The organism is Blastochloris sulfoviridis (assembly GCF_008630065.1).
Lineage (GTDB): Bacteria > Pseudomonadota > Alphaproteobacteria > Rhizobiales > Xanthobacteraceae > Blastochloris > Blastochloris sulfoviridis.
Window position 1 is genome coordinate 148,940 of record NZ_VWPL01000005.1, and the last position, 17,263, is coordinate 166,202.

Sequence of the window (17,263 nt, forward strand, 5' to 3'; positions counted from 1 at the left end):
CCCCTATCTTGTCTTTCCGAGCGCCGTCTTGATCAAGCCGAGACTGCGGGAATACAGGGAGGTCGCAGTCTGGTAGTCCAGCTGAGTCTGAGCGACCTTCATCATCTCTTCTTCGAGCGCCACCGCGTTTCCGCTCGGACGGATCTCGAATTTCCCCGTCGCGCGCGACTGTCCGAACCGGTCGGTCTCGACGCTGGCGGCCCCGGCAATGTGTTCGCGATTGGTGACCGCCATCGCCGTCCGCTGCGGCGGCTGCTGGGTCAGGACCTTCTTGAAGTCGACCGCTTCGATGTCGCGGGCGCGAAAGCCCGGCGTGTCGGCATTGGCAACGTTCTGCGCCAGCACGCGCTGGCGCGCCTGCAGCCAGCCCATGCGGGTCTTCAACATGCCGACCAGGGGGACATCGGCCAGAATCATCGCGTGATCCTCATTGGCGCAACTTGGCGCCTATCCGGGCACAATTTGCCGGCCGAATGGTTAATTTGGAGTTAACATACGTGGCCCAGCCGATTGCCGGCCGGGACAGAATCGTGTGTTTGCAGAGCGCCCTGCCTTGGGAACGTCACGTTTCTTTACCAGTTCTTAAGCCTGCGCCGGGCAGCGTTTGCCGCTCGGCATTAACGTGTTCGCGTGCGGGTGGACGTTGCGCGCGAAGCTCCTCGGGGAGGAAACCATGTCCGATATTCTGGGTGTCGAACTGGGCACCTTCCTGAAATATCTGGCCGCGCTCCTGTTCGTCCTGGGTCTGCTCGGCGGCACGCTGTTCCTGGTGCGCAAGCTCGGCGGCGGCACCACGTCCGGCGGCAGCGGCGGCCGCGGGCGCATGCCGCGCCTGGGCGTGCTCGACCACGCCACGGTCGACGCACGGCGCCGGCTGGTGCTGATCCGCCGCGACAATGTCGAGCATCTCATCATGATCGGCGGGCCGACCGACGTCGTGATCGAGACCGGCATCATCCGCAGCGCGCCGCCGCAGCGCGAAGGGGCGCCGGCCCGCGACGCCTATGCCGAGGCGCGCCAGGGCGCCGGCCCCCAGATGCCGGGTGCGCCAATCCCCGCGCCGCAGGCGCCCGGCGCCGAGCCGCCCGCCGGGCCCTATGCCGCCCCCGCCCGGCCGGACCTGCCGCTGCGGACCGAGATGCCCGCGCGCCGCGAGCGTCCGGAGCCGCCGGCGCGCCCGGAGGCACCGCCGCGTCCCACGCCCGCCCGCCCGCCGGAGCCGGCGACCCGCGCCGAATCCATCCTGCGCTCGCTGACGGCGGCGCCGCGCACCGAACCGGCCGCCCCCAGCGGCCCGGCGCCGGGCCTGCGGCCGCTGTCGCCGGCCACCCCGCCGCCGCCCGAATTCACAGAGCTCGAACGCCTGCTGCAGCCGCCGCGCCCTGAGCCGGCGACGCCGCGTCCGGGGCCGGCCGCCGCCCCGACCAACCCGACACCGCGCCCCGAGCCGCGGCTTGAGCCGCGGGTGATCATGCCCGCCGCACCGCCGACCCCGACCCCAACGCCACCCTCGGCTCCCGCACCGGCCGTTGCGCCACCCACCATCGCGACGCCGACCATCACCCCGCCGATCGTCGCCGCGCCGGCCATTCCGGCCCCGGCCGCCGCGCCTGCCAGCACGCCTGCCTCCACCCTACCGACCCCAACCGTTCCGGTCCCCACCGTGGCCGCCCCCGGCGCGCCGGCTCCCGCCACGCCCAGCGCGGCGGCACCGGGCCCAGCGACGCCGCCGGCACCGGATGTCCCGGCGCCCGCCGCTCCCCCCGCCGAGCCGGCGGCAGCCCCGGCCGAGCCGGACGACAAGGCCGGCCGCACGGTGTTCGACAATCTGGAGGACGAGATGGCGAGCCTGCTCGGCCGCGGCGGAAACCGCCCGTGACCGTGCGGCGGCTGGCGCTCGCCGCCGGAGTCGTGATCCTCACGCTTCAGCCGGCGGCGGCGCAGGACTTTTCGATCACGCTCGGACAGGGCGCGGGCCTGACCGAGCGGGTGGTACAGCTCATCGCGCTGCTCAGCGTGCTGTCGCTGGCGCCCTCGATCCTGGTGATGGCGACGTCCTTCACCCGCATCGTGGTGGTGCTGTCGCTGCTGCGCTCGGCGCTCGGCACCGGCACGGCGCCGCCCAATGCGGTGATGGTCAGCCTGGCGCTGTTCCTCACCGCCTTCGTCATGGCGCCGACCTTCGAGCGCGCCTGGCAGACCGGCCTGCGGCCACTGACGCAGAACGAGATCACCCTGGAGCAGGCGTTCGAACGCACGACCGCGCCATTCAAGACGTTCATGCTCGGCAATGTCCGCGAGAAGGATCTGGCGCTGTTCATGGATCTGGCCGGCGGCGAGCGGCCGAGCGAGCCGGCGCAGGTGTCGCTGCGCGTCCTGATGCCGGCCTTCATGATCTCCGAGCTCAGGCGGGCCTTCGAGATCGGCTTCCTGCTGTTCGTGCCGTTCCTGGTCATCGACCTCGTGGTCGCCTCGATCCTGATGTCGATGGGCATGATGATGCTGCCGCCGGTCGTGGTGTCGCTGCCGTTCAAGCTGATCTTCTTCGTGCTGGTCGACGGCTGGAACCTGGTGGCCGGCTCGCTGGTCAAGAGCTACGGCGTGTGACGCGAACGCCGGCTGATCAGGCCGCGCCTTCGTCACAGGTTCGCCAACGACCCCGGCAGTGGATCCGGGTCTTCGGCGAGACCGTTCCAGGCTTCGAACGAGCCGGCCGACAACCGCGCAAGACCCGGCCGCCGGATCGGGATCGTCCTCGCCTCAGCCGGGGACGCCTCAGCCGGGGGCGGGCGCCGGGGCACGGCTCTGGCGCGGCGGCGCGGGTGCCTCCGGGGCGGCGGGCTCGGCCCCGTCCGACGTCTTGTCGTCGCCATAGCGGGTCCGGTAGTCGCGCAGGAAGCGGTCGAGCGAATCGACCGAGGAGACCGCGCGGGCGATGTCCTTGAAATCGGTGCTGTCGAGGCCGAACGAGGTCGACACCGCCTCGAACGCGGCGCGGTCCGGGCTGTCGGCCATCTTGGCAGCATAGCGGCCGCGGAAGCGATGGAGGCCGAGCTTGTCGTCGCCGAGCGCGTAGCCGACCGCCGCCTTGAGGATGTCGTGGCGCTCATGGTCGGCGAGCGGTGCGAAGCTCTGCCAGCGGTCGCCATAGGCGCGCTCGATCGCCTCGGCCGATTCGCCGTAGCGCTTGGCCGCCCACAGGATGTCGGCGCGCAGCCGGTCCACTTCCTTGCCGCGCAGCCCCTCCAGCAATTCGAGGGCGAGATCGTGGCGCCCGGTCTCGGAGGTGGCGCGGGCCTCCAGCAGCAGGCGCTGCTCGCGGATCTCGCTCGGCAGCTCGGCCAGGCTGGTGGCGCGCAGCGTCCGCAGCGCCTTGTCCGGCTTGCGGTTCTTGAGCTGCACCATGGCGAGCTTGGCGGCGACCTGCGCCCGCGCCGCGCCCTGCAGGCGCTTGTCGACCTGATGCTGCAGGAGTTCGCTCGCCTGCTCCAGCAGATCGACCGAGATCAGCCGGTCGGCGAGGCGCCGGATCATCTCGTCGCCGCGGCGGCCGACCGGCACCAGCGCCGAATAGTCGTAGAAGATGCCGAGCGCCTCCAGCGCCGACAGCTCCTCGCCGCGCTGCTCCAGGAACAGGTCGGCGAAGGCGCCGGTCATGGTCTGCTGCAGCGTGCGGGTGACGTCGGATGTCGGGTGCGAGATGGTCGCCGCCTCCAACGTGCGGAACGCATCGCGGTAGCGGTTGGCATCGACATAGAGCCGGCCGAGCAGGCCCAGCGCCTCGGCCTCGGTGCGGTCGCCGCGCCACAGCACGGTGAAGCCTTCGAGGTCGCCGATCGCCTGATCGCGCGTGATCTTGCCGGCCCCGATACGGGCCGCCAGGGCGCGGAAGCGCGCCTCGGCGGCGGCCGGGCTCTCGTTCATGCGGCCGGCCCGTTCATAGGCGACGAGCGCGTCGCCCATCTTGCCTTCGCTTTCGGCGATGCGCCCGGCCAGTACCGCCACCTCGGCCGCAAGCTCGTCCGGCACGCCGATCGTCTCGAACTCCGAGAAGACCCGCGCCGCTTCCTTGGAATCGCGCATCTCCAGCGCGGTGCGCGTCGCCGCCAGCACCATCTTGCGCTGCATGTCGATTGGCAGCGTGCCGGCCACGCCGGCGGCCGCGGCGAAATTCTCGCGCGCCTCGCGCCAGCGGTCCTCATTGGCGTGGACGATGCCCCGGATCGCCGCCGCATCGAGCGAGGTGGCCAGCAGCGGATGCGCCAGATCCTTCATCGCCTCGGCATTGCGGCCGAGCTCCATCCAGGCCATCGACCGCATGAGGTAGGGCACGGCATCGTCGGAGGGCACGCCGTCGGCGATGATCGTGTCGAGCACGCCGCGCGCCTCGGCCGCGAAGCCATGCGCCAGATAGAACCGCGCCAGATTGAGCCGTGCCCCCTGCCGGCCGGGCTCGCCCGCGTCGGCCGCCGCCTCGATCAGCTCGGCCTGGCGCTGCCGGAACGGCTGGGTGCGCTCGGCTCCCCACAATTGCGGATCGAGCGCCACCGGTCGCGCGCCGACCATCGAATGCCCGCCGCCCGACACGCCGGGCGCCGACAGCACAAGGCCGATCGGCCGCGACACCGACACGTGGTCGCCATTTGCATCGACGGCGAGATCGTCGGCCACCGGCAGCACGGCGACGCCGTGGGTGGTGGCGATCAGCGAGAACTCGACATAGTCCTGGTTGCGGGAGATGCCGCGCGTCGGCCCGGGCGCGGTGGCGGCCAGGATCAGGTCGCCCGCGTCCGGATCGGCGAGCCGGTGGACGCGGTGGGCGCCCTCCAGCGGCAGCGACAGCACCGAGCGGCCATCGATCAGCCCACGGGTCGGGGCGATCGGCTGGGTCGGCTCCAGGATGGTGTCGCCAAGCGAGATGGTCCAGGCGAAGCCCTGCGCTTCCGCCCCCACCAGCCAGGGCCGCGCGAGCCGCATGCGCACAGCGATGCCGGTTTCGGTCTGGCTGGACTGGACATCGCGGAACGTGCCCGACTTGTCCTTGGTCAGCGCGGCGACGTCGATCGGCTTCTCGGTATCGAAGATCAGCCACAGCACCTCGCCGCGCCGGAACACCGCGGCGGCCGTCGGCTCGGCGAACGGGAAGCTGAGCTTGAGAACCCCGCCCTGGCGGACCATGTCGGCCATCACCGTGCCGGCGCGCTCGTCCGCAGGCGCCGCGGCGGTGCCGGGCGGGAACGACGGCGCCGCGGCGGGTGCGGATTCAGGCGCCGGTGTCGGCGCGGGCGCCGGCGCGGATGCGGATACGGCCGGTGCCGGTGTCGGCGCAGGAGCCGGCGCGGGTGCCGGCAGCAAAGGCGGCACCACGTCCACCAGCACCGGCTCGGGTGCGGCAGACGACGCCGGAGGCGACGGCGCGGCGGGCACTGTGGCGGGTACCATGGCGGGCGGCGCTGCCGCCGCGTGCTTGCTGTCGCCGGACTCGGCCTTGGGAGGCTCGGCAACGGGGGCCATGGTGGCCGGCGGTGCCGGAGTGGGTATGGCGTCGCCCGCGCCGCGATGGCGCTCGGGCGGGTGCGGCACGGGCGGGCCGGGGCGATCGCCCTGCGCCTTGCGCGCTGCCGCCGCGGCGGCAGCCCGCGCCGCCTTGGGCGGCGTCACGTCCACCGAGAACGTGCGGTCCTCCTGGAAGGCGCGCACGTCCACCTCCGGCTCCATCGCCAGCCGCACGGCGGTGCCGTTGTCGCTGGAGTCGATGTCGAGGCCGGTGACCTTGGGCGGCAGCCGGCCTTTGGTGTCGCCGGAATCGACCTCCACGTCGCCGCCGCGGAACAGCACGGTGAAGCCGGTGTCGTCGCGATGGGTCAGGATTTCGACGCCGGGCGGCACGTCGAAGGCGAAGCGCGAGAAGGTCGGCGCCTCGGCCAGATGCAGCCGGACCACATGATGCTGATGCTTGGCGCGGTCGCCGAGCTGGCGGATCCGGTTCTCGGCCTCCAGCGCCCGCTTGGCGAGCTCGTCCACCACCTCCTGCGGCAGGCCCGGCGGCAGGCCCCGCCAGCCGTCCGGCAACAGGTCGATGAACAGCTTCTCGCCCGCCTCCATGCTGTTGACGGTGAGCTTGCGGCCAAGCCCGATGCGGATGCCGCGCCCGTCGGGATCGACCCGCGCCGCCGACAGATAGCTGGCGCCCAGCTCGGCCGGCAGCCGGTCGACCCGCGCCGCCGACAGCTTGATCGGCCGGGCGGTGGAAATGACGACGATACCGTTGGTGACGCGCACCTGCGGCGACACCATGTCCTGAAAGGTGAAGACCAGCCGCGCGAAGCCGTTGGCCACCTGGCCGGCGACCTCGGCCTTGACGCGCTCCTGCGCCTTTACCGGGCCGGACACGGCACCAAGGCCCGCCGCGGCAAGCACCATGGCGCCGAGCACGGCCAGGAGGTGCAGCCTCCCCCACGCGGCAGCCTGCCCTACGCGGCGGCGGCGCTGCGCTTTGCAGCCGAAGCCCAGCATCCCAGCCTCGCTCGTCATCTTCCCGATCCGCGCACACTAGGCGGGGTGGTTTAACGTCCGCTTGACGCAGCCTACAATTTCCGGCCTTCGATTTTCGGCAGATCGGATGTCGGGGTCACAGTCTTGCGATTGGCCAGTTCCACGGTCAGGCGCTCGGCGGATTCCGGCGACATTTGCGCCATCACCTCCGAGAACTTGCGCGGATTCATCAGGTTCACGACTTCGACCGCCAGTTTCACGTCGAGCCGGTCGAAGATGCGCGCGGCATCCTTGGCGCGCATCGCCTCGTACATCACCACGAGCCCCTTGAACCGCTCCTTCTCGGCCTCGTCCTTCTCGGCGGTCGCCGTGGCGATGCGGGCCTCGGTCGCCTTGAGCTCCTGCAGGCGGCCCTCCAGGCGCGTCTCGGCGGCCTTGAGCATCCCCTCGCGCATGTCGAGCTCGCGTTCGCGCGCCTCCAGCTCCTGGCGCCGCTCCTGCAGGCGCTGCAGCAGGGCCTTCTCGCCGGCCGGCAGCGTGCCCTGGTCCGGCTCGGTCGGCACCTGCGTCACCGGTCCCGGCATCGGGCCGGGCGGCTCCTTCGCGTCGGGCTTGGGCGGCTCCTTCGGCTTCTCGGACTTCGCCGCCGAGCCGGTGGCCGACACGTCCGGCTCCATCTGCTGGGCGGCCGGCGCGGGCGCAGCGACGACGGTCTCCGGCCCGCGGTCCGGGCTGCCGCCCGTCACCAGCCACAGCGTCTTCAGCACCAGCAGGCTGCTGGCCGCGACCAGCACGATCGGGATGAGACGGAACTCACGCAAACCCTGCCTCCTGATACGGTTTCCGATCGATCCCGTCGGGATCCGGAAGCGGCCTCGCCGAACATCCGCCGGTCGGAACGGGATCCGCGGCGAGCGGAATACGCCTCTCCGGCCCAGTGGGCCGGAGTTCGCATGAAGCTTAGCCGACCGCCCGCTGGCGGCTGCGCTCGGCCAGCGCCTGCGCCGTCTGCAGGGTGGCCGTGGTGTTCATCGGCCGGCGTTCGGCCGCAGCCCGGAAGGCGGCGAGGCCGGCACCGGCGAAGCCTTCGAGCTTCGCAGGATCGATCCTGGCAGGCTCGATCTTGTTGGCCTCGATCCTCGCAGCCTCGATCCTGGCAGCCTCGACCCGCCTCGTCGCGGTCGCGACGACAGGCTCGATGCTCACCGGCGGTGCGACCGCCGGCACCGGCCGCGGCGCCATCACGGTGGGGCGCGCCGCGTCGGTGATCTGGACGATGCGGTCGACCACGTCGCGGCCGGCGCGAAGCTGCCTGTCCATCTCGGCGGTGAAGCGCTCGGCCAGCCGGATGCGGTCACCGAGGTTGGCGTCGCACTCGCGCACCGTCGCCTTGAGCCCGGCGATCGCCCGCTCGGCGCTCTCGGTGACATTGATCAATTCGCCGATGGTCTGCTTCAGCGCGCGCTCGTCGCTGCGCAACCGCGTCAGCCGCTTGTTGAGAAGAACGCAATAGACAATGGTCGTCGCCAACAGGCCGGCGACGATCAACTCGATTGCCATGCCGAGCCAGGATCCGGTCATGCTGCTTCCATCCGCTTCTTGGACGCGTCTGCCATTTCGAACATTGCGAGGGTGGTCTTCGACTTGCGCAGCGGGCGGGCGACCCGGACCGCGACGCGGTCGCCGACCCGGCCCATGCGGCCTTCGGTCAGCACCGCGTTGCCGCAGCGAACCTTGACGAGGGCATCCGGCTTGATGTCGAGCATCAGCGTATCGCCTTCCTTCAGCGACATGATGCGCGACAGCGGCAGCTCGGCCTCGTAGAGCACGGAGTCTATGGCGATCTCCGCCTGCCAGATCTCGGTGGCGAGGTGGCCTTCCCAGATCGGATCACGGCCGAACTTGTCGCCCATGAACATCTGCAGCAGCGTCTCGCGGATCGGCTCGATCGTCGCATAGGGCACCAGAAGCTCGATGGTGCCGCCGCGATCCTCCATGTCGATGCGCAGCCGCACCAGGATGGCGGCATTGGTCGGCCGCGAGATGGCAGCGAAGCGCGGATTGGTCTCCAGCCGGTCGATGTTGAAGTGCACCGGCGACACCGGCCGGAACGCCTGCTCGGCATCGGCCAGCACCACCTCGATCATCCGCCTGACCAGATTGATCTCGATCGTGGTGTAGGGGCGGCCGTCGACGCGCACCGCGGTCTGGCCGCGCCGGCCGCCGAGCAGCACATCGATCATGGCGTAGATCAGAGCCGAGTCGACGGTGAAGATGCCGAAGTTCTCCCATTCCTCGGCCTTGAACACCGACAGGATCGCCGGCAGCGGAATGGAATTGAGATACTCGCCGAAGCGCACCGAGGTAATGCGGTCGAGGGAGACCTCGACATTGTCGGAGGTGAAGTTGCGCAAGGAGGTCGTCATCAGCCGCACCAGGCGGTCGAAGACGATTTCGAGCATCGGCAGACGCTCGTAGGACACCATCGCCGAGTCGATGATGGCGCGGATGCCCGAATTGTCGCCGAAGTTCAGCGTGTCGAGACTGAAGCCGAGCAGGCTGTCGATCTCGTCCTGGTTCAGGATGCGCTCGGCGCCGCCCTTGGCGGCCTGCAGGAACTGGCCGCCGTCATCGACCATGGCCGACCACTGCGCGGCCATCGAGTCGTCGGTGCCCTCGCTGCCCGGATCGGCCGGCTGCGCCGCAACCCCGGGACCGCCGCCGCCGCCCTTGGCCTGTTCCTCCAGCGCCATGCCCCATTCGGCGGCAAGCGCGTCCTGATCGATATCATTCATGCCGGCCATGACTGGATCCGCTCACTGGACAACGATTTCCTTGAACAGCACGGCGTTGACGCGCGCCGGGGCGATGGCGGTATTCACCCGCCGCGTCAGTTCCTCGCGCAGCCGGTAGATGCCGGCGGAGCCTTCGAGGTCGGTCTGACGCATCTCGCGCAGATGCACTTGGAAGGCGTCGACGACGCGCGGCATCATCGGCTTCAGCGCTTCGAGCGTCGCCGCGTCGGGCACCTCGATCACCGCCTTGACCCGCATGTAGAGCGGCCGGTTGGGATTGCCGGCGAGGTTCACCGTGATGTCCGGCACCTCGAAGAACACCACCGGCTTTGCCGCCGGCTTCGCGTCTTCGGCGTGCTCCGCGCCCTTGCCCTTGAAGAAGAAGAAGCCGCCCGCACCGAGCGCCAGGACCAGCACGCCGGCGCCGATCAGCATCAGCTTCTTCTTGCCGCCGCCGGCAGGCGCCTCGCCGTCCGCCGCGCCGTCTTCGCGCTCGCTGTCGGCCTTGCCCGGTTTCTTGGCCATGTCGGTCCCGTTGTCCGTCTTGTCGCCTTCGACGGCACGCGGGGCCGGCCGCGCGCGGGCAGGCCCGCCGCAGGCGCACGACCCCTTGCGCCAACGAATTAACTTTATGGCGGGATTGGTTAATGAATGCTTGCGCTCGGCAATTCCTGCCGGGTCAACATGGTAAACACGGCGTTTATTGCCGCACAAATTCGAACGGCCGTTCTCGATAAGCATATGCCGAGAAATGAATTTCCGGGTTGGCACGCCGGCTGCTTAGTTGGCCCCGGGATCGCCTCGCTGGGGAGTTGGGCGATCCCGTGGGGAGCAGACCGATGGAGAATACCTCTCTCATCGGGCTTTCGCGCCAGGTCGCCCTGCGCCGGGAGCTCGATGTCATTGCCAACAATCTGGCGAACCTGACGACGACGGGCTTCAAGAGCGAGCGCGTGCTCTTTGAAGAATACCTGATGCCGGTGGCGCGCGACGAGAGCTTCCAGAATCCGGACGCCACCGTCTCATACGTCCAGGACCGCGCCACCGCGCACGACCACACGCCGGGCGCGCTCAAGATGACCGGCAATCCGCTCGATCTCGCGATCGATGGCGACGCGTTCTTCACCGTCCAGGCCCCCAGCGGCGAGCGCTACCAGCGCAACGGCAGCTTCCAGATCAGCAGCGACGGCGAGCTGGTGACGCAGGAGGGCTACCAGGTCATCGGCGAATCCGGGCCGATCCGCTTCGAGCCGACCGACACCGACATCACCATCGCCACCGACGGCACGATCACCACCGTCAACGGAACCGGCACGCAGACACGCGGCAAGCTCAAGCTCGCCCGCTTCTCGGATCTCAATTCGCTAGAGAAGGACAGCGTCTCGACCTGGCGCGGCAACCAGCCCGCCGAGGCCCAGTTGGCCTCCACGCGCGTCGTGCAGGGCGCCATCGAGCAGTCGAACGTCCAGTCGGTCATCCAGATCGCCCGGATGATGGAGGTGACGCGGTCCTACGCCAGCCTCGCCGCCCTGATGAAAAGCGAAGACGAGCTTCGGCAAGACGCCATCAAGACGCTCGCCGAAGTCCAGTCCTGACCCCCGCCAACCGTCCGAGAAAAGGTTCGACCATGCGCGCCATGCACACCGCCGCCACCGGCATGATGGCCCAGGAGCTGAACGTCTCCATCATCTCCAACAACATCGCCAACATGCGGACCACCGGATACAAGCGCCAGCGCGCCGAATTCCAGGATCTGCTCTATGAGAGCCTGCGCCGCGTCGGCTCGCAGACCTCCGACCAGGGCACCATGGTGCCAACCGGCGTGCAGATCGGCTCGGGCGTCAAGACCGCCGGCACCTCGCGCATCATGAGCCAGGGGACGCTGACCTCCACCGATCGCGACTTCGACGTCGCCATCCGCGGCGAGGGCTTCTTCCAGATCGAGCTGCCCGACGGCCGCACCGCCTATACTCGCGACGGCTCGTTCGAGCTCGACGCCAACGGCAAGATGGTGACGGTGGACGGCTACACGGTCGATCCCGGCATCACCATCCCCAACAATGCCAGCAACATCACCATCAACTCGCAGGGGCAGATCACCGCGGTGATCGGCAACGCCACCGCGTCGACGACGCTCGGCCAGTTGCAGCTCTCGCGCTTCGTCAACAAGTCCGGCCTTGAGGCGATCGGCGACAATTTGTTCCTGGAGACCGCGGCCTCCGGCTCGCCCCAGCAGGGCACGCCCGGCTCGGAAGGCTTCGGCACCACGCTGCAGCGCTACCTCGAGGCGGCCAACGTCAACTCGGTCACCGAACTGACCGACCTCATCTCCGCCCAGCGCGCCTATGAGATGAACGCCCGCGTCATCACCGCGGCTGACGAGATGTCGCAGGCCACTGCCAACCTGTCGCGCTGAACCTGAGAGGTGAGCGCCATGATGAACGTCACGATCAGAGTTGCCGCGCTGCTGTCGGCGGTTCTCGTCAGCGCTGCCGCCCAGCCGCAGGCCAGCGCCGCGCAGCTTCCCGAGCTGCAGCCGCCCATGCTGCGCTCGTCGGTGTCGATTACCGGCGCCCTCGTGCGGATTGGCGATCTCGTCGAGAATGCCGGCACGGTCGGCAGCGTTCCAGTCTTTCGCGCGCCCGATCTCGGCACCACCGGCACGGTCGGCATCGATCGCGTGCTGGAGGCGTTGAAGCCGTTCGGCCTGTCGGCGCTCGACACGCGCGGCCTGTCGGACGTGGTGGTCACCCGCCGCAGCCGCGCCATCCACCCCGACCACATCAAGGCGGCCCTGGCCAACGCCATCTCCACCCAGACCGGCGCCGCCCGCGCCAAGGATCTGCTGATCAAACTCGACCGGCAGCCGCAGACGCTGCAGGTCGAGGAAGCGGTCACCGGCGAGCTGCAGGTGAAGCACCTCTATTACGACCCGCGCACCGGCCGCTTCGATGCCACCCTCGACCTTCCCGGCTCCGAGGCGTTGCGCCGGCAGGCGACGCGCATCACCGGCGCCGCGGTCGCGACGGTGGAGGCGGTGGTGCTGGCCCGTGCGGTGGCGCGCGGCGAGATGCTGCGGCCGACCGACGTGGTCATCGAGCGTCGCCCGCGCACCGAGCTTGGCGCGGACGGCTTCATTGCGCCCGACTCGGCCCTCGGCATGGCGCCGCGGCGGGCGCTGGCCGCCGGCCAGCTCCTGCGCGCCTCGGACCTGATGAAGCCCGATCTGGTGACGCGCAACGACCTCGTCACGCTGGTGTTCGAGACGCCGGGCGTCACGGTCTCGACCCGCGGCAAGGCGAACTCGTCGGGCGGCGAAGGCGAGACGGTCAGCGTCACCAATCTCCAGTCCAAGCGCATCATCCAGGGTGTCGTCACCGCCCCCGGCACGGTGAGAGTGTCGGCCACCGCGGTCACGACCAGCGCCGTCCTGCCGACCGATCCGACCGTAACCGGCTCGATCCGATCCACCCCGGTGCGCACCGAAATCATCCGTCCCGCGTCCGGGCTTGCCCCCTCGGCCGAGCCCCGCAGTTGAGCCGTCGCTTCCGAAAGGCGTATCCAATGTCCTGGCCCCTCATGTCCCGGCCCCTGTCCTCCTCGCTCGCACGGCTGGCGCTCGTTAGCGTGTCGGCTGCGGCCCTGGGCGGCTGCGCCGCGTTCGACCGTTTGGCGAATGTCGGCCAGCAGCCGGCGCTTTCGGCGATCGACAACCCCACCTCCCAGCCCGGCTACAAGCCGGTGCAGATGCCGATGCCCGACCCGATCCCCGCCTCCTACAGCCCCAATTCGCTGTGGCGGAACGGCTCGCGCGCCTTCTTCAAGGACCAGCGCGCCCAGCAGGTCGGCGACATTCTCACCGTCAAGGTGAAATTCACCGACAAGGCCGAAATCGAGAACGAGACCAAGCGCGAGCGCACCAATTCCGAGGAGACGAATCTCGAGGCGATGCTCGGCAAGAACAAGCTGCCGATCCTCGGCGCCGCGATTCCCTCGACCCTGCTATCGACCGATTCCAACTCGGTCAGCGAAGGCAAGGGTACCGTCACCCGCTCGGAAGAACTGGAGACCAACGTCGCCGCCGTGGTCACCCAGGTGCTGCCGAACGGCAACTTGGTGGTCGAGGGCAAGCAGGAGATCCGGGTGAACTTCGAGATCCGCGAGCTGATCGTCGGCGGCATCGTCCGGCCCGAGGACATCGAATCGGACAACACCATCTCGTCGGAAAAGATCGCCCAGGCCCGCATCGCCTATGGCGGTCGCGGCCAGATCACCGACATCCAGCAGCCGCGCTACGGCCAGCAGGTCATGGACATCATCCTGCCGTTCTGACGGCACCCCGTTGCGGGCCTCGGCCCGCGGGCGAAGAGGTACAGGTTTCGCGTCACCCTTCGCCCGAACCTACCGGCCGCATCGCGGCCGAGCCCTCCCCGCCGTCTGCTCCCCAAGTGCGACGGCATCGGCGCGCGGTCCCCGCTCTCCCCGCGGGGACCGCGCTTCCGTTCTATGGCTGCCGCAGCGGCGTTCACTGCCAGCCCGCAGCCGCCCCCTTCAGCGAGCCCATGTCGATGACGAAGCGGTACTTCACGTCCGACTTCACCATCCGCACATAGGCATCCTCGATCTGCTGGATCGGGATCATCTCGATATCGGCGGTGATGTTGTGGGCGCCGCAGAAGTCGAGCATCTCCTGCGTCTCCTTGATGCCGCCGATCAGCGAGCCCGCGAAGTTGCGGCGGCTGAAGATCAGGCTGAAGGCGTTCACCGGCAGCGGCTTGTCGGGGGCGCCGACCTGCACCAGCGTCGCATCGCGCTTCAGGAGCGCAAGATAGGGGTTGATGTCGTGCGGCGCGGCCACCGTGTCGATGATCAGGTCGAAGCGCGACGCTTGCGCCTTCATCGCCGCCGGATCGGTCGACAGCACGCCGGCGACGGCGCCCAGGCGCTGGCCGTCGGCGATCTTCGACGGCGAGGTGGTGAACAGCGTGACGTGGGCGCCCATGGAGCGGGCGAGCTTCACCGCCATGTGGCCGAGGCCGCCGAGGCCGACCACGCCGACCGTCTTGCCCGGCCCCGCGCCCCAGTGCCTGAGCGGCGAATAGGTGGTGATGCCGGCGCACAGCAGTGGCGCGGCGGCGGCCGGATCGAGATTGTCGGGCACGCGCAGCACGAAGTCCTGCGTCACCACGATGTGGCTGGAATAGCCGCCGAAGGTGTGGCCGCCCAGCACCTTGTCCGGGCCGTTATAGGTGGCGACGAAGCCGGTCTCGCAATACTGCTCGAGCCCCTCGCGGCAGCTCGGACAGGTGCGGCATGAATCGACCAGACAGCCGACCGCGGCGAGGTCGCCGACCTTGAAGCGCTTCACCTGATCGCCGACCGCGATCACTCGGCCGACGATCTCGTGGCCGGGAATGCAGGGATAGAGCGTGCCGGGCCATTCGGAGCGCACCGTGTGCAGGTCGGAATGGCAGACGCCGCAATAGAGGATCTCGATGGCGACGTCCTCAGGCCCGGGATCGCGGCGGTTGAAGGTGTAGGGCAGAAGCGGCTTGGTGGGATCTTCGGCGGCAAATCCGACGCAGCTGAACATGGTTTGCGGTCTTCCTGATTTATGGCGTGTGAGGAACGGGCTTCGTTGGCCCGCGGCAACCGAACGCCTCGCCGCGGATGGTGGTCGTCGGTGGGCCGGACCTCCGGCCGGATCAGGCCTCATCAATGGTGGCGTCCCGTCGATGAGGCGCGCGGTCGCCGCGGCCAGTCGGCCGCGCCGCTGGCACCTCAGCGGCCGGTCATCTCCTCCAGTTCCTCGGGATAGCGCGCGCCCTGCACCGGCACCGCGGCGGCGGCCGCGTCGATCTCGCGCAGATCGTCGGGCGCAAGCTCCAGCGCCGCCGCGCCGATGTTCTCCTCCAGGCGGTGCAGCTTGGTGGTGCCGGGAATCGGCACGATCCACGGCTTGCGGGCCAGCAGCCACGCCAGCGCGATCTGCGCGGGCGTGGCCTGTCTGCGCCGGGCGATGCCGGCCAGGAGATCGACCAGCGCCTGATTGGCGGCGCGGGCTTCCGGCGAGAAGCGCGGCAGCGCATTGCGGAAGTCGCCGGCATCGAAGGTGGTGGCAGCACTGATCGCCCCGGTCAGGAAGCCGCGGCCGAGCGGGCTGTAGGGCACGAAGCCGATGCCGAGCGCCTCCAGCACCGGCAGCACCTCGGCCTCCGGCTGGCGCCACCACAGCGAATACTCGCTCTGCAGCGCGGTGACCGGCTGGACGGCATGGGCGCGCCGGATGGTGTCGGCGCCGGCCTCCGACAGGCCGAAATGGCGCACCTTGCCGGCCTGGATCAGCTCCTTCACCGCGCCGGCAACGTCCTCGATCGGCACGGCCGGATCGACGCGGTGCTGGTAGAACAGGTCGATCGCCTCGATCCGCAGCCGCTTCAGCGACGCCTCGGCCACCTCGCGGATGTGGGCGGGCCGGCTGTCGAGGCCGATCCAGCGCCGCCCGCCGGCGGGATCGAGCTTGAAGCCGAACTTGGTGGCGATCGCCACCTGCCCGCGCAACGGCGACAGCGCCTCGCCGACCAGTTCCTCATTGATGAACGGGCCATAGACCTCGGCGGTGTCGAAGAACGTCACGCCGCGCTCCACCGCCGTCCGCAGGAGCTTGATCATCTCCTGCCGGTCAGCCGGCGGCCCGTAGGAAAAGCTCATGCCCATGCAGCCCAGGCCGATGGCCGAGACTTCCAGGCTGCTGCTGCCAAGCTTGCGTTTTTGCATCTGCTGAATCGCTTTCATGAATGAGACGAAATCCGGCCGGCCCGTGACGGACGCCTGGGCGCCGCTTCGTCTGATGTGCACGGCAGCCGCCTGCAGACGCCCCACGGTCGAAAGATAGCGCTGGCCCCTTTGAGTGATTAGAGGCTTAAATCAGATTGGACTGATATCCATCATTCATGAATTGCCGGGAGATCAGCCATGCGGCGGGACGAACTTGGCGACCTTGCGGTCTTTCTCACCGTCGCGGAGGAGCTGAGCTTCACCCGCGCCGCCGCCAAGCTCGGCACCTCGCAGTCCGCGCTCAGCTACACCGTGCGGCGGCTGGAGGAACGGCTCGGCGTCCGGCTGCTGACGCGGACCACCCGCAGCGTGATGCCGACCGCGGCCGGCGAGCGCCTGCTCAGGACCCTCGGCCCGGCGTTCGAGGACATCGACGCCGAGCTCGCCGCGCTGAGCGCGCTGCGCGACAAGCCCGCCGGCGCCATCCGCATCACCGCCGGCGAGTACGCCGCCACGTCCATCCTGTGGCCGGCGCTCGACAGGCTGCTGCCGCACTACCCCGACATCAAGGTCGAGATCGAGGTCGACTACGGCCTGACCGACATCGTTGCCGAACGGTTCGACGCCGGGGTGCGGCTGGGCGAGCAGGTCGCCAAGGACATGATCGCGGTACCGATCGGGCCCGAGATGCGCATGGCCGCCGCCGCGGCGCCGAGCTATTTCGCGACGCGGCCGCCGCCGCGCACCCCTCAGGACCTCACCGCCCACAGCTGCATCAATCTGCGCCTGCCGACCTATGGCGGCCTCTATGCCTGGGAGTTCGAGAAGGATGGGCGCGAACTCAGGGTGCGGGTCGAAGGCCAGCTGGCGTTCAACACCGTGGGCCTGATCGTCGGCGCCGCCGTCGCCGGGTTCGGCATCGCCTGCCTGCTTGAGGTCGACATGGCGGCCGAGCTGCGCGCGGGCCGGCTGGTGCGCGTGCTCGACGACTGGTGCCCGCCCTTTCCCGGCTACCACCTCTATTATCCGAGCCGCCGCCAGCCGACGCCGGCCCTGGCCCTTCTCGTCGAGGCCCTGCGCTACCGGGGGTGATACGGTTTCCGGCTGATCAAGCCTTCGAGCCGTATTCCGATCGCCGAAACCCCGTTATCGAGACTTTCCTGCCAACCTGGGGTTTTCGGCGAGACCGTTTCCGG

15 protein-coding genes are annotated in these 17,263 nt (G+C 69.4%); 7 read left to right on the forward strand and 8 right to left on the reverse strand.

The window, feature by feature from the left end; genetic code table 11:
* Window positions 1–3: 3 nt before the first annotated feature.
* The gene (flgB, locus tag F1193_RS04515; protein ID WP_150096478.1) at window positions 4–417 is read right to left on the reverse strand and encodes a flagellar basal body rod protein FlgB; all 414 of its coding nucleotides are present in this window, start codon (window positions 415–417) and stop codon (window positions 4–6) included.
* A 256-nt stretch (window positions 418–673) separates the two neighbouring features.
* Here flgB and F1193_RS04520 point away from each other — a divergent pair, with 256 nt between their 5' ends.
* Window positions 674–1,879, forward strand: coding sequence for a flagellar biosynthetic protein FliO (locus tag F1193_RS04520; RefSeq protein ID WP_150096479.1), 1,206 nt, complete (start codon window positions 674–676; stop codon window positions 1,877–1,879).
* Window positions 1,876–2,607 carry a flagellar type III secretion system pore protein FliP gene (gene fliP, locus F1193_RS04525; RefSeq protein ID WP_150096480.1) on the forward strand — a complete coding sequence of 244 codons (732 nt, stop codon included), beginning with the start codon at window positions 1,876–1,878 and terminating at the stop codon, window positions 2,605–2,607. The genes F1193_RS04520 and fliP overlap by 4 nt, the downstream gene beginning before the upstream one ends.
* A gap of 168 nt (window positions 2,608–2,775) precedes the next feature.
* Here the strand turns inward: fliP and F1193_RS17035 are convergent, their stop codons facing one another.
* The 5 genes from F1193_RS17035 to F1193_RS04550 all read right to left on the reverse strand — a co-directional run bounded on the left by F1193_RS17035 (window position 2,776) and on the right by F1193_RS04550 (window position 9,815).
* Window positions 2,776–6,534 (reverse strand): hypothetical protein, encoded by a 3,759-nt coding sequence (locus tag F1193_RS17035; protein ID WP_170263356.1) that lies wholly within the window; start codon window positions 6,532–6,534, stop codon window positions 2,776–2,778.
* A gap of 53 nt (window positions 6,535–6,587) precedes the next feature.
* The gene (locus F1193_RS04535) at window positions 6,588–7,316 is read right to left on the reverse strand and encodes a MotE family protein (protein WP_150096482.1); all 729 of its coding nucleotides are present in this window, start codon (window positions 7,314–7,316) and stop codon (window positions 6,588–6,590) included.
* 139 nt (window positions 7,317–7,455) lie between these two features.
* A complete protein-coding gene (locus tag F1193_RS04540) occupies window positions 7,456–8,076 on the reverse strand; it encodes a DUF6468 domain-containing protein (protein WP_170263358.1) in 621 nt (206 codons plus the stop codon).
* Window positions 8,073–9,299, reverse strand: coding sequence for a flagellar motor switch protein FliM (gene fliM, locus F1193_RS04545; protein WP_150096483.1), 1,227 nt, complete (start codon window positions 9,297–9,299; stop codon window positions 8,073–8,075). Before fliM ends, F1193_RS04540 begins: the two co-directional genes overlap by 4 nt.
* A 12-nt stretch (window positions 9,300–9,311) precedes the next feature.
* Window positions 9,312–9,815: a flagellar basal body-associated FliL family protein gene (locus F1193_RS04550; RefSeq protein WP_150096484.1), complete on the reverse strand. Its 504-nt coding sequence runs from the start codon at window positions 9,813–9,815 to the stop codon at window positions 9,312–9,314.
* A 314-nt stretch (window positions 9,816–10,129) separates the two neighbouring features.
* Between F1193_RS04550 and flgF the strand changes: the two genes are divergently transcribed.
* Genes flgF through flgH form a run of 4 tightly spaced genes read left to right on the forward strand, consistent with a single transcriptional unit; the run spans window position 10,130 to window position 13,622 of the window.
* Complete coding sequence (gene flgF, locus F1193_RS04555; protein WP_150096485.1) at window positions 10,130–10,885, forward strand: flagellar basal-body rod protein FlgF; 756 nt, start codon at window positions 10,130–10,132, stop codon at window positions 10,883–10,885.
* Window positions 10,886–10,917: 32 nt separating this feature from the next.
* Window positions 10,918–11,706, forward strand: a complete 789-nt coding sequence (flgG, locus tag F1193_RS04560; protein WP_150096486.1) for a flagellar basal-body rod protein FlgG — start codon at window positions 10,918–10,920, stop codon at window positions 11,704–11,706.
* Between the two features lie 18 nt (window positions 11,707–11,724).
* Window positions 11,725–12,828, forward strand: a complete 1,104-nt coding sequence (gene flgA, locus F1193_RS04565) for a flagellar basal body P-ring formation chaperone FlgA (protein WP_150096487.1) — start codon at window positions 11,725–11,727, stop codon at window positions 12,826–12,828.
* 41 nt (window positions 12,829–12,869) lie between these two features.
* Window positions 12,870–13,622: a flagellar basal body L-ring protein FlgH gene (gene flgH / locus F1193_RS04570; RefSeq protein WP_150096522.1), complete on the forward strand. Its 753-nt coding sequence runs from the start codon at window positions 12,870–12,872 to the stop codon at window positions 13,620–13,622.
* A gap of 193 nt (window positions 13,623–13,815) precedes the next feature.
* Here the strand turns inward: flgH and F1193_RS04575 are convergent, their stop codons facing one another.
* Together F1193_RS04575 and F1193_RS04580 are read right to left on the reverse strand one after the other, a co-directional pair.
* The gene (locus F1193_RS04575; RefSeq protein ID WP_150096488.1) at window positions 13,816–14,883 is read right to left on the reverse strand and encodes an NAD(P)-dependent alcohol dehydrogenase; all 1,068 of its coding nucleotides are present in this window, start codon (window positions 14,881–14,883) and stop codon (window positions 13,816–13,818) included.
* A gap of 188 nt (window positions 14,884–15,071) precedes the next feature.
* Window positions 15,072–16,067 carry an aldo/keto reductase gene (locus F1193_RS04580; RefSeq protein ID WP_150096489.1) on the reverse strand — a complete coding sequence of 332 codons (996 nt, stop codon included), beginning with the start codon at window positions 16,065–16,067 and terminating at the stop codon, window positions 15,072–15,074.
* Between the two features lie 198 nt (window positions 16,068–16,265).
* Between F1193_RS04580 and F1193_RS04585 the strand changes: the two genes are divergently transcribed.
* Window positions 16,266–17,159, forward strand: a complete 894-nt coding sequence (locus F1193_RS04585; protein WP_150096490.1) for a LysR family transcriptional regulator — start codon at window positions 16,266–16,268, stop codon at window positions 17,157–17,159.
* Window positions 17,160–17,263: the final 104 nt, after the last annotated feature.

Coding starts and splice junctions, on each gene's coding strand:
- flgG (WP_150096486.1), top strand. CDS start 10,918: ATGCGCGCCATGCACACCGCCGCCACCGGCATGATGGCCCAGGAGCTG.
- fliM (WP_150096483.1), bottom strand. CDS start 9,299: ATGGCCGGCATGAATGATATCGATCAGGACGCGCTTGCCGCCGAATGG.
- flgH (WP_150096522.1), top strand. CDS start 12,870: ATGTCCCGGCCCCTGTCCTCCTCGCTCGCACGGCTGGCGCTCGTTAGC.
- F1193_RS04585 (WP_150096490.1), top strand. CDS start 16,266: ATGCGGCGGGACGAACTTGGCGACCTTGCGGTCTTTCTCACCGTCGCG.
- F1193_RS04540 (WP_170263358.1), bottom strand. CDS start 8,076: ATGACCGGATCCTGGCTCGGCATGGCAATCGAGTTGATCGTCGCCGGC.
- F1193_RS17035 (WP_170263356.1), bottom strand. CDS start 6,534: ATGACGAGCGAGGCTGGGATGCTGGGCTTCGGCTGCAAAGCGCAGCGC.
- F1193_RS04580 (WP_150096489.1), bottom strand. CDS start 16,067: ATGCAAAAACGCAAGCTTGGCAGCAGCAGCCTGGAAGTCTCGGCCATC.
- flgF (WP_150096485.1), top strand. CDS start 10,130: ATGGAGAATACCTCTCTCATCGGGCTTTCGCGCCAGGTCGCCCTGCGC.
- F1193_RS04520 (WP_150096479.1), top strand. CDS start 674: ATGTCCGATATTCTGGGTGTCGAACTGGGCACCTTCCTGAAATATCTG.
- flgA (WP_150096487.1), top strand. CDS start 11,725: ATGATGAACGTCACGATCAGAGTTGCCGCGCTGCTGTCGGCGGTTCTC.
- flgB (WP_150096478.1), bottom strand. CDS start 417: ATGATTCTGGCCGATGTCCCCCTGGTCGGCATGTTGAAGACCCGCATG.
- F1193_RS04575 (WP_150096488.1), bottom strand. CDS start 14,883: ATGTTCAGCTGCGTCGGATTTGCCGCCGAAGATCCCACCAAGCCGCTT.
- F1193_RS04550 (WP_150096484.1), bottom strand. CDS start 9,815: ATGGCCAAGAAACCGGGCAAGGCCGACAGCGAGCGCGAAGACGGCGCG.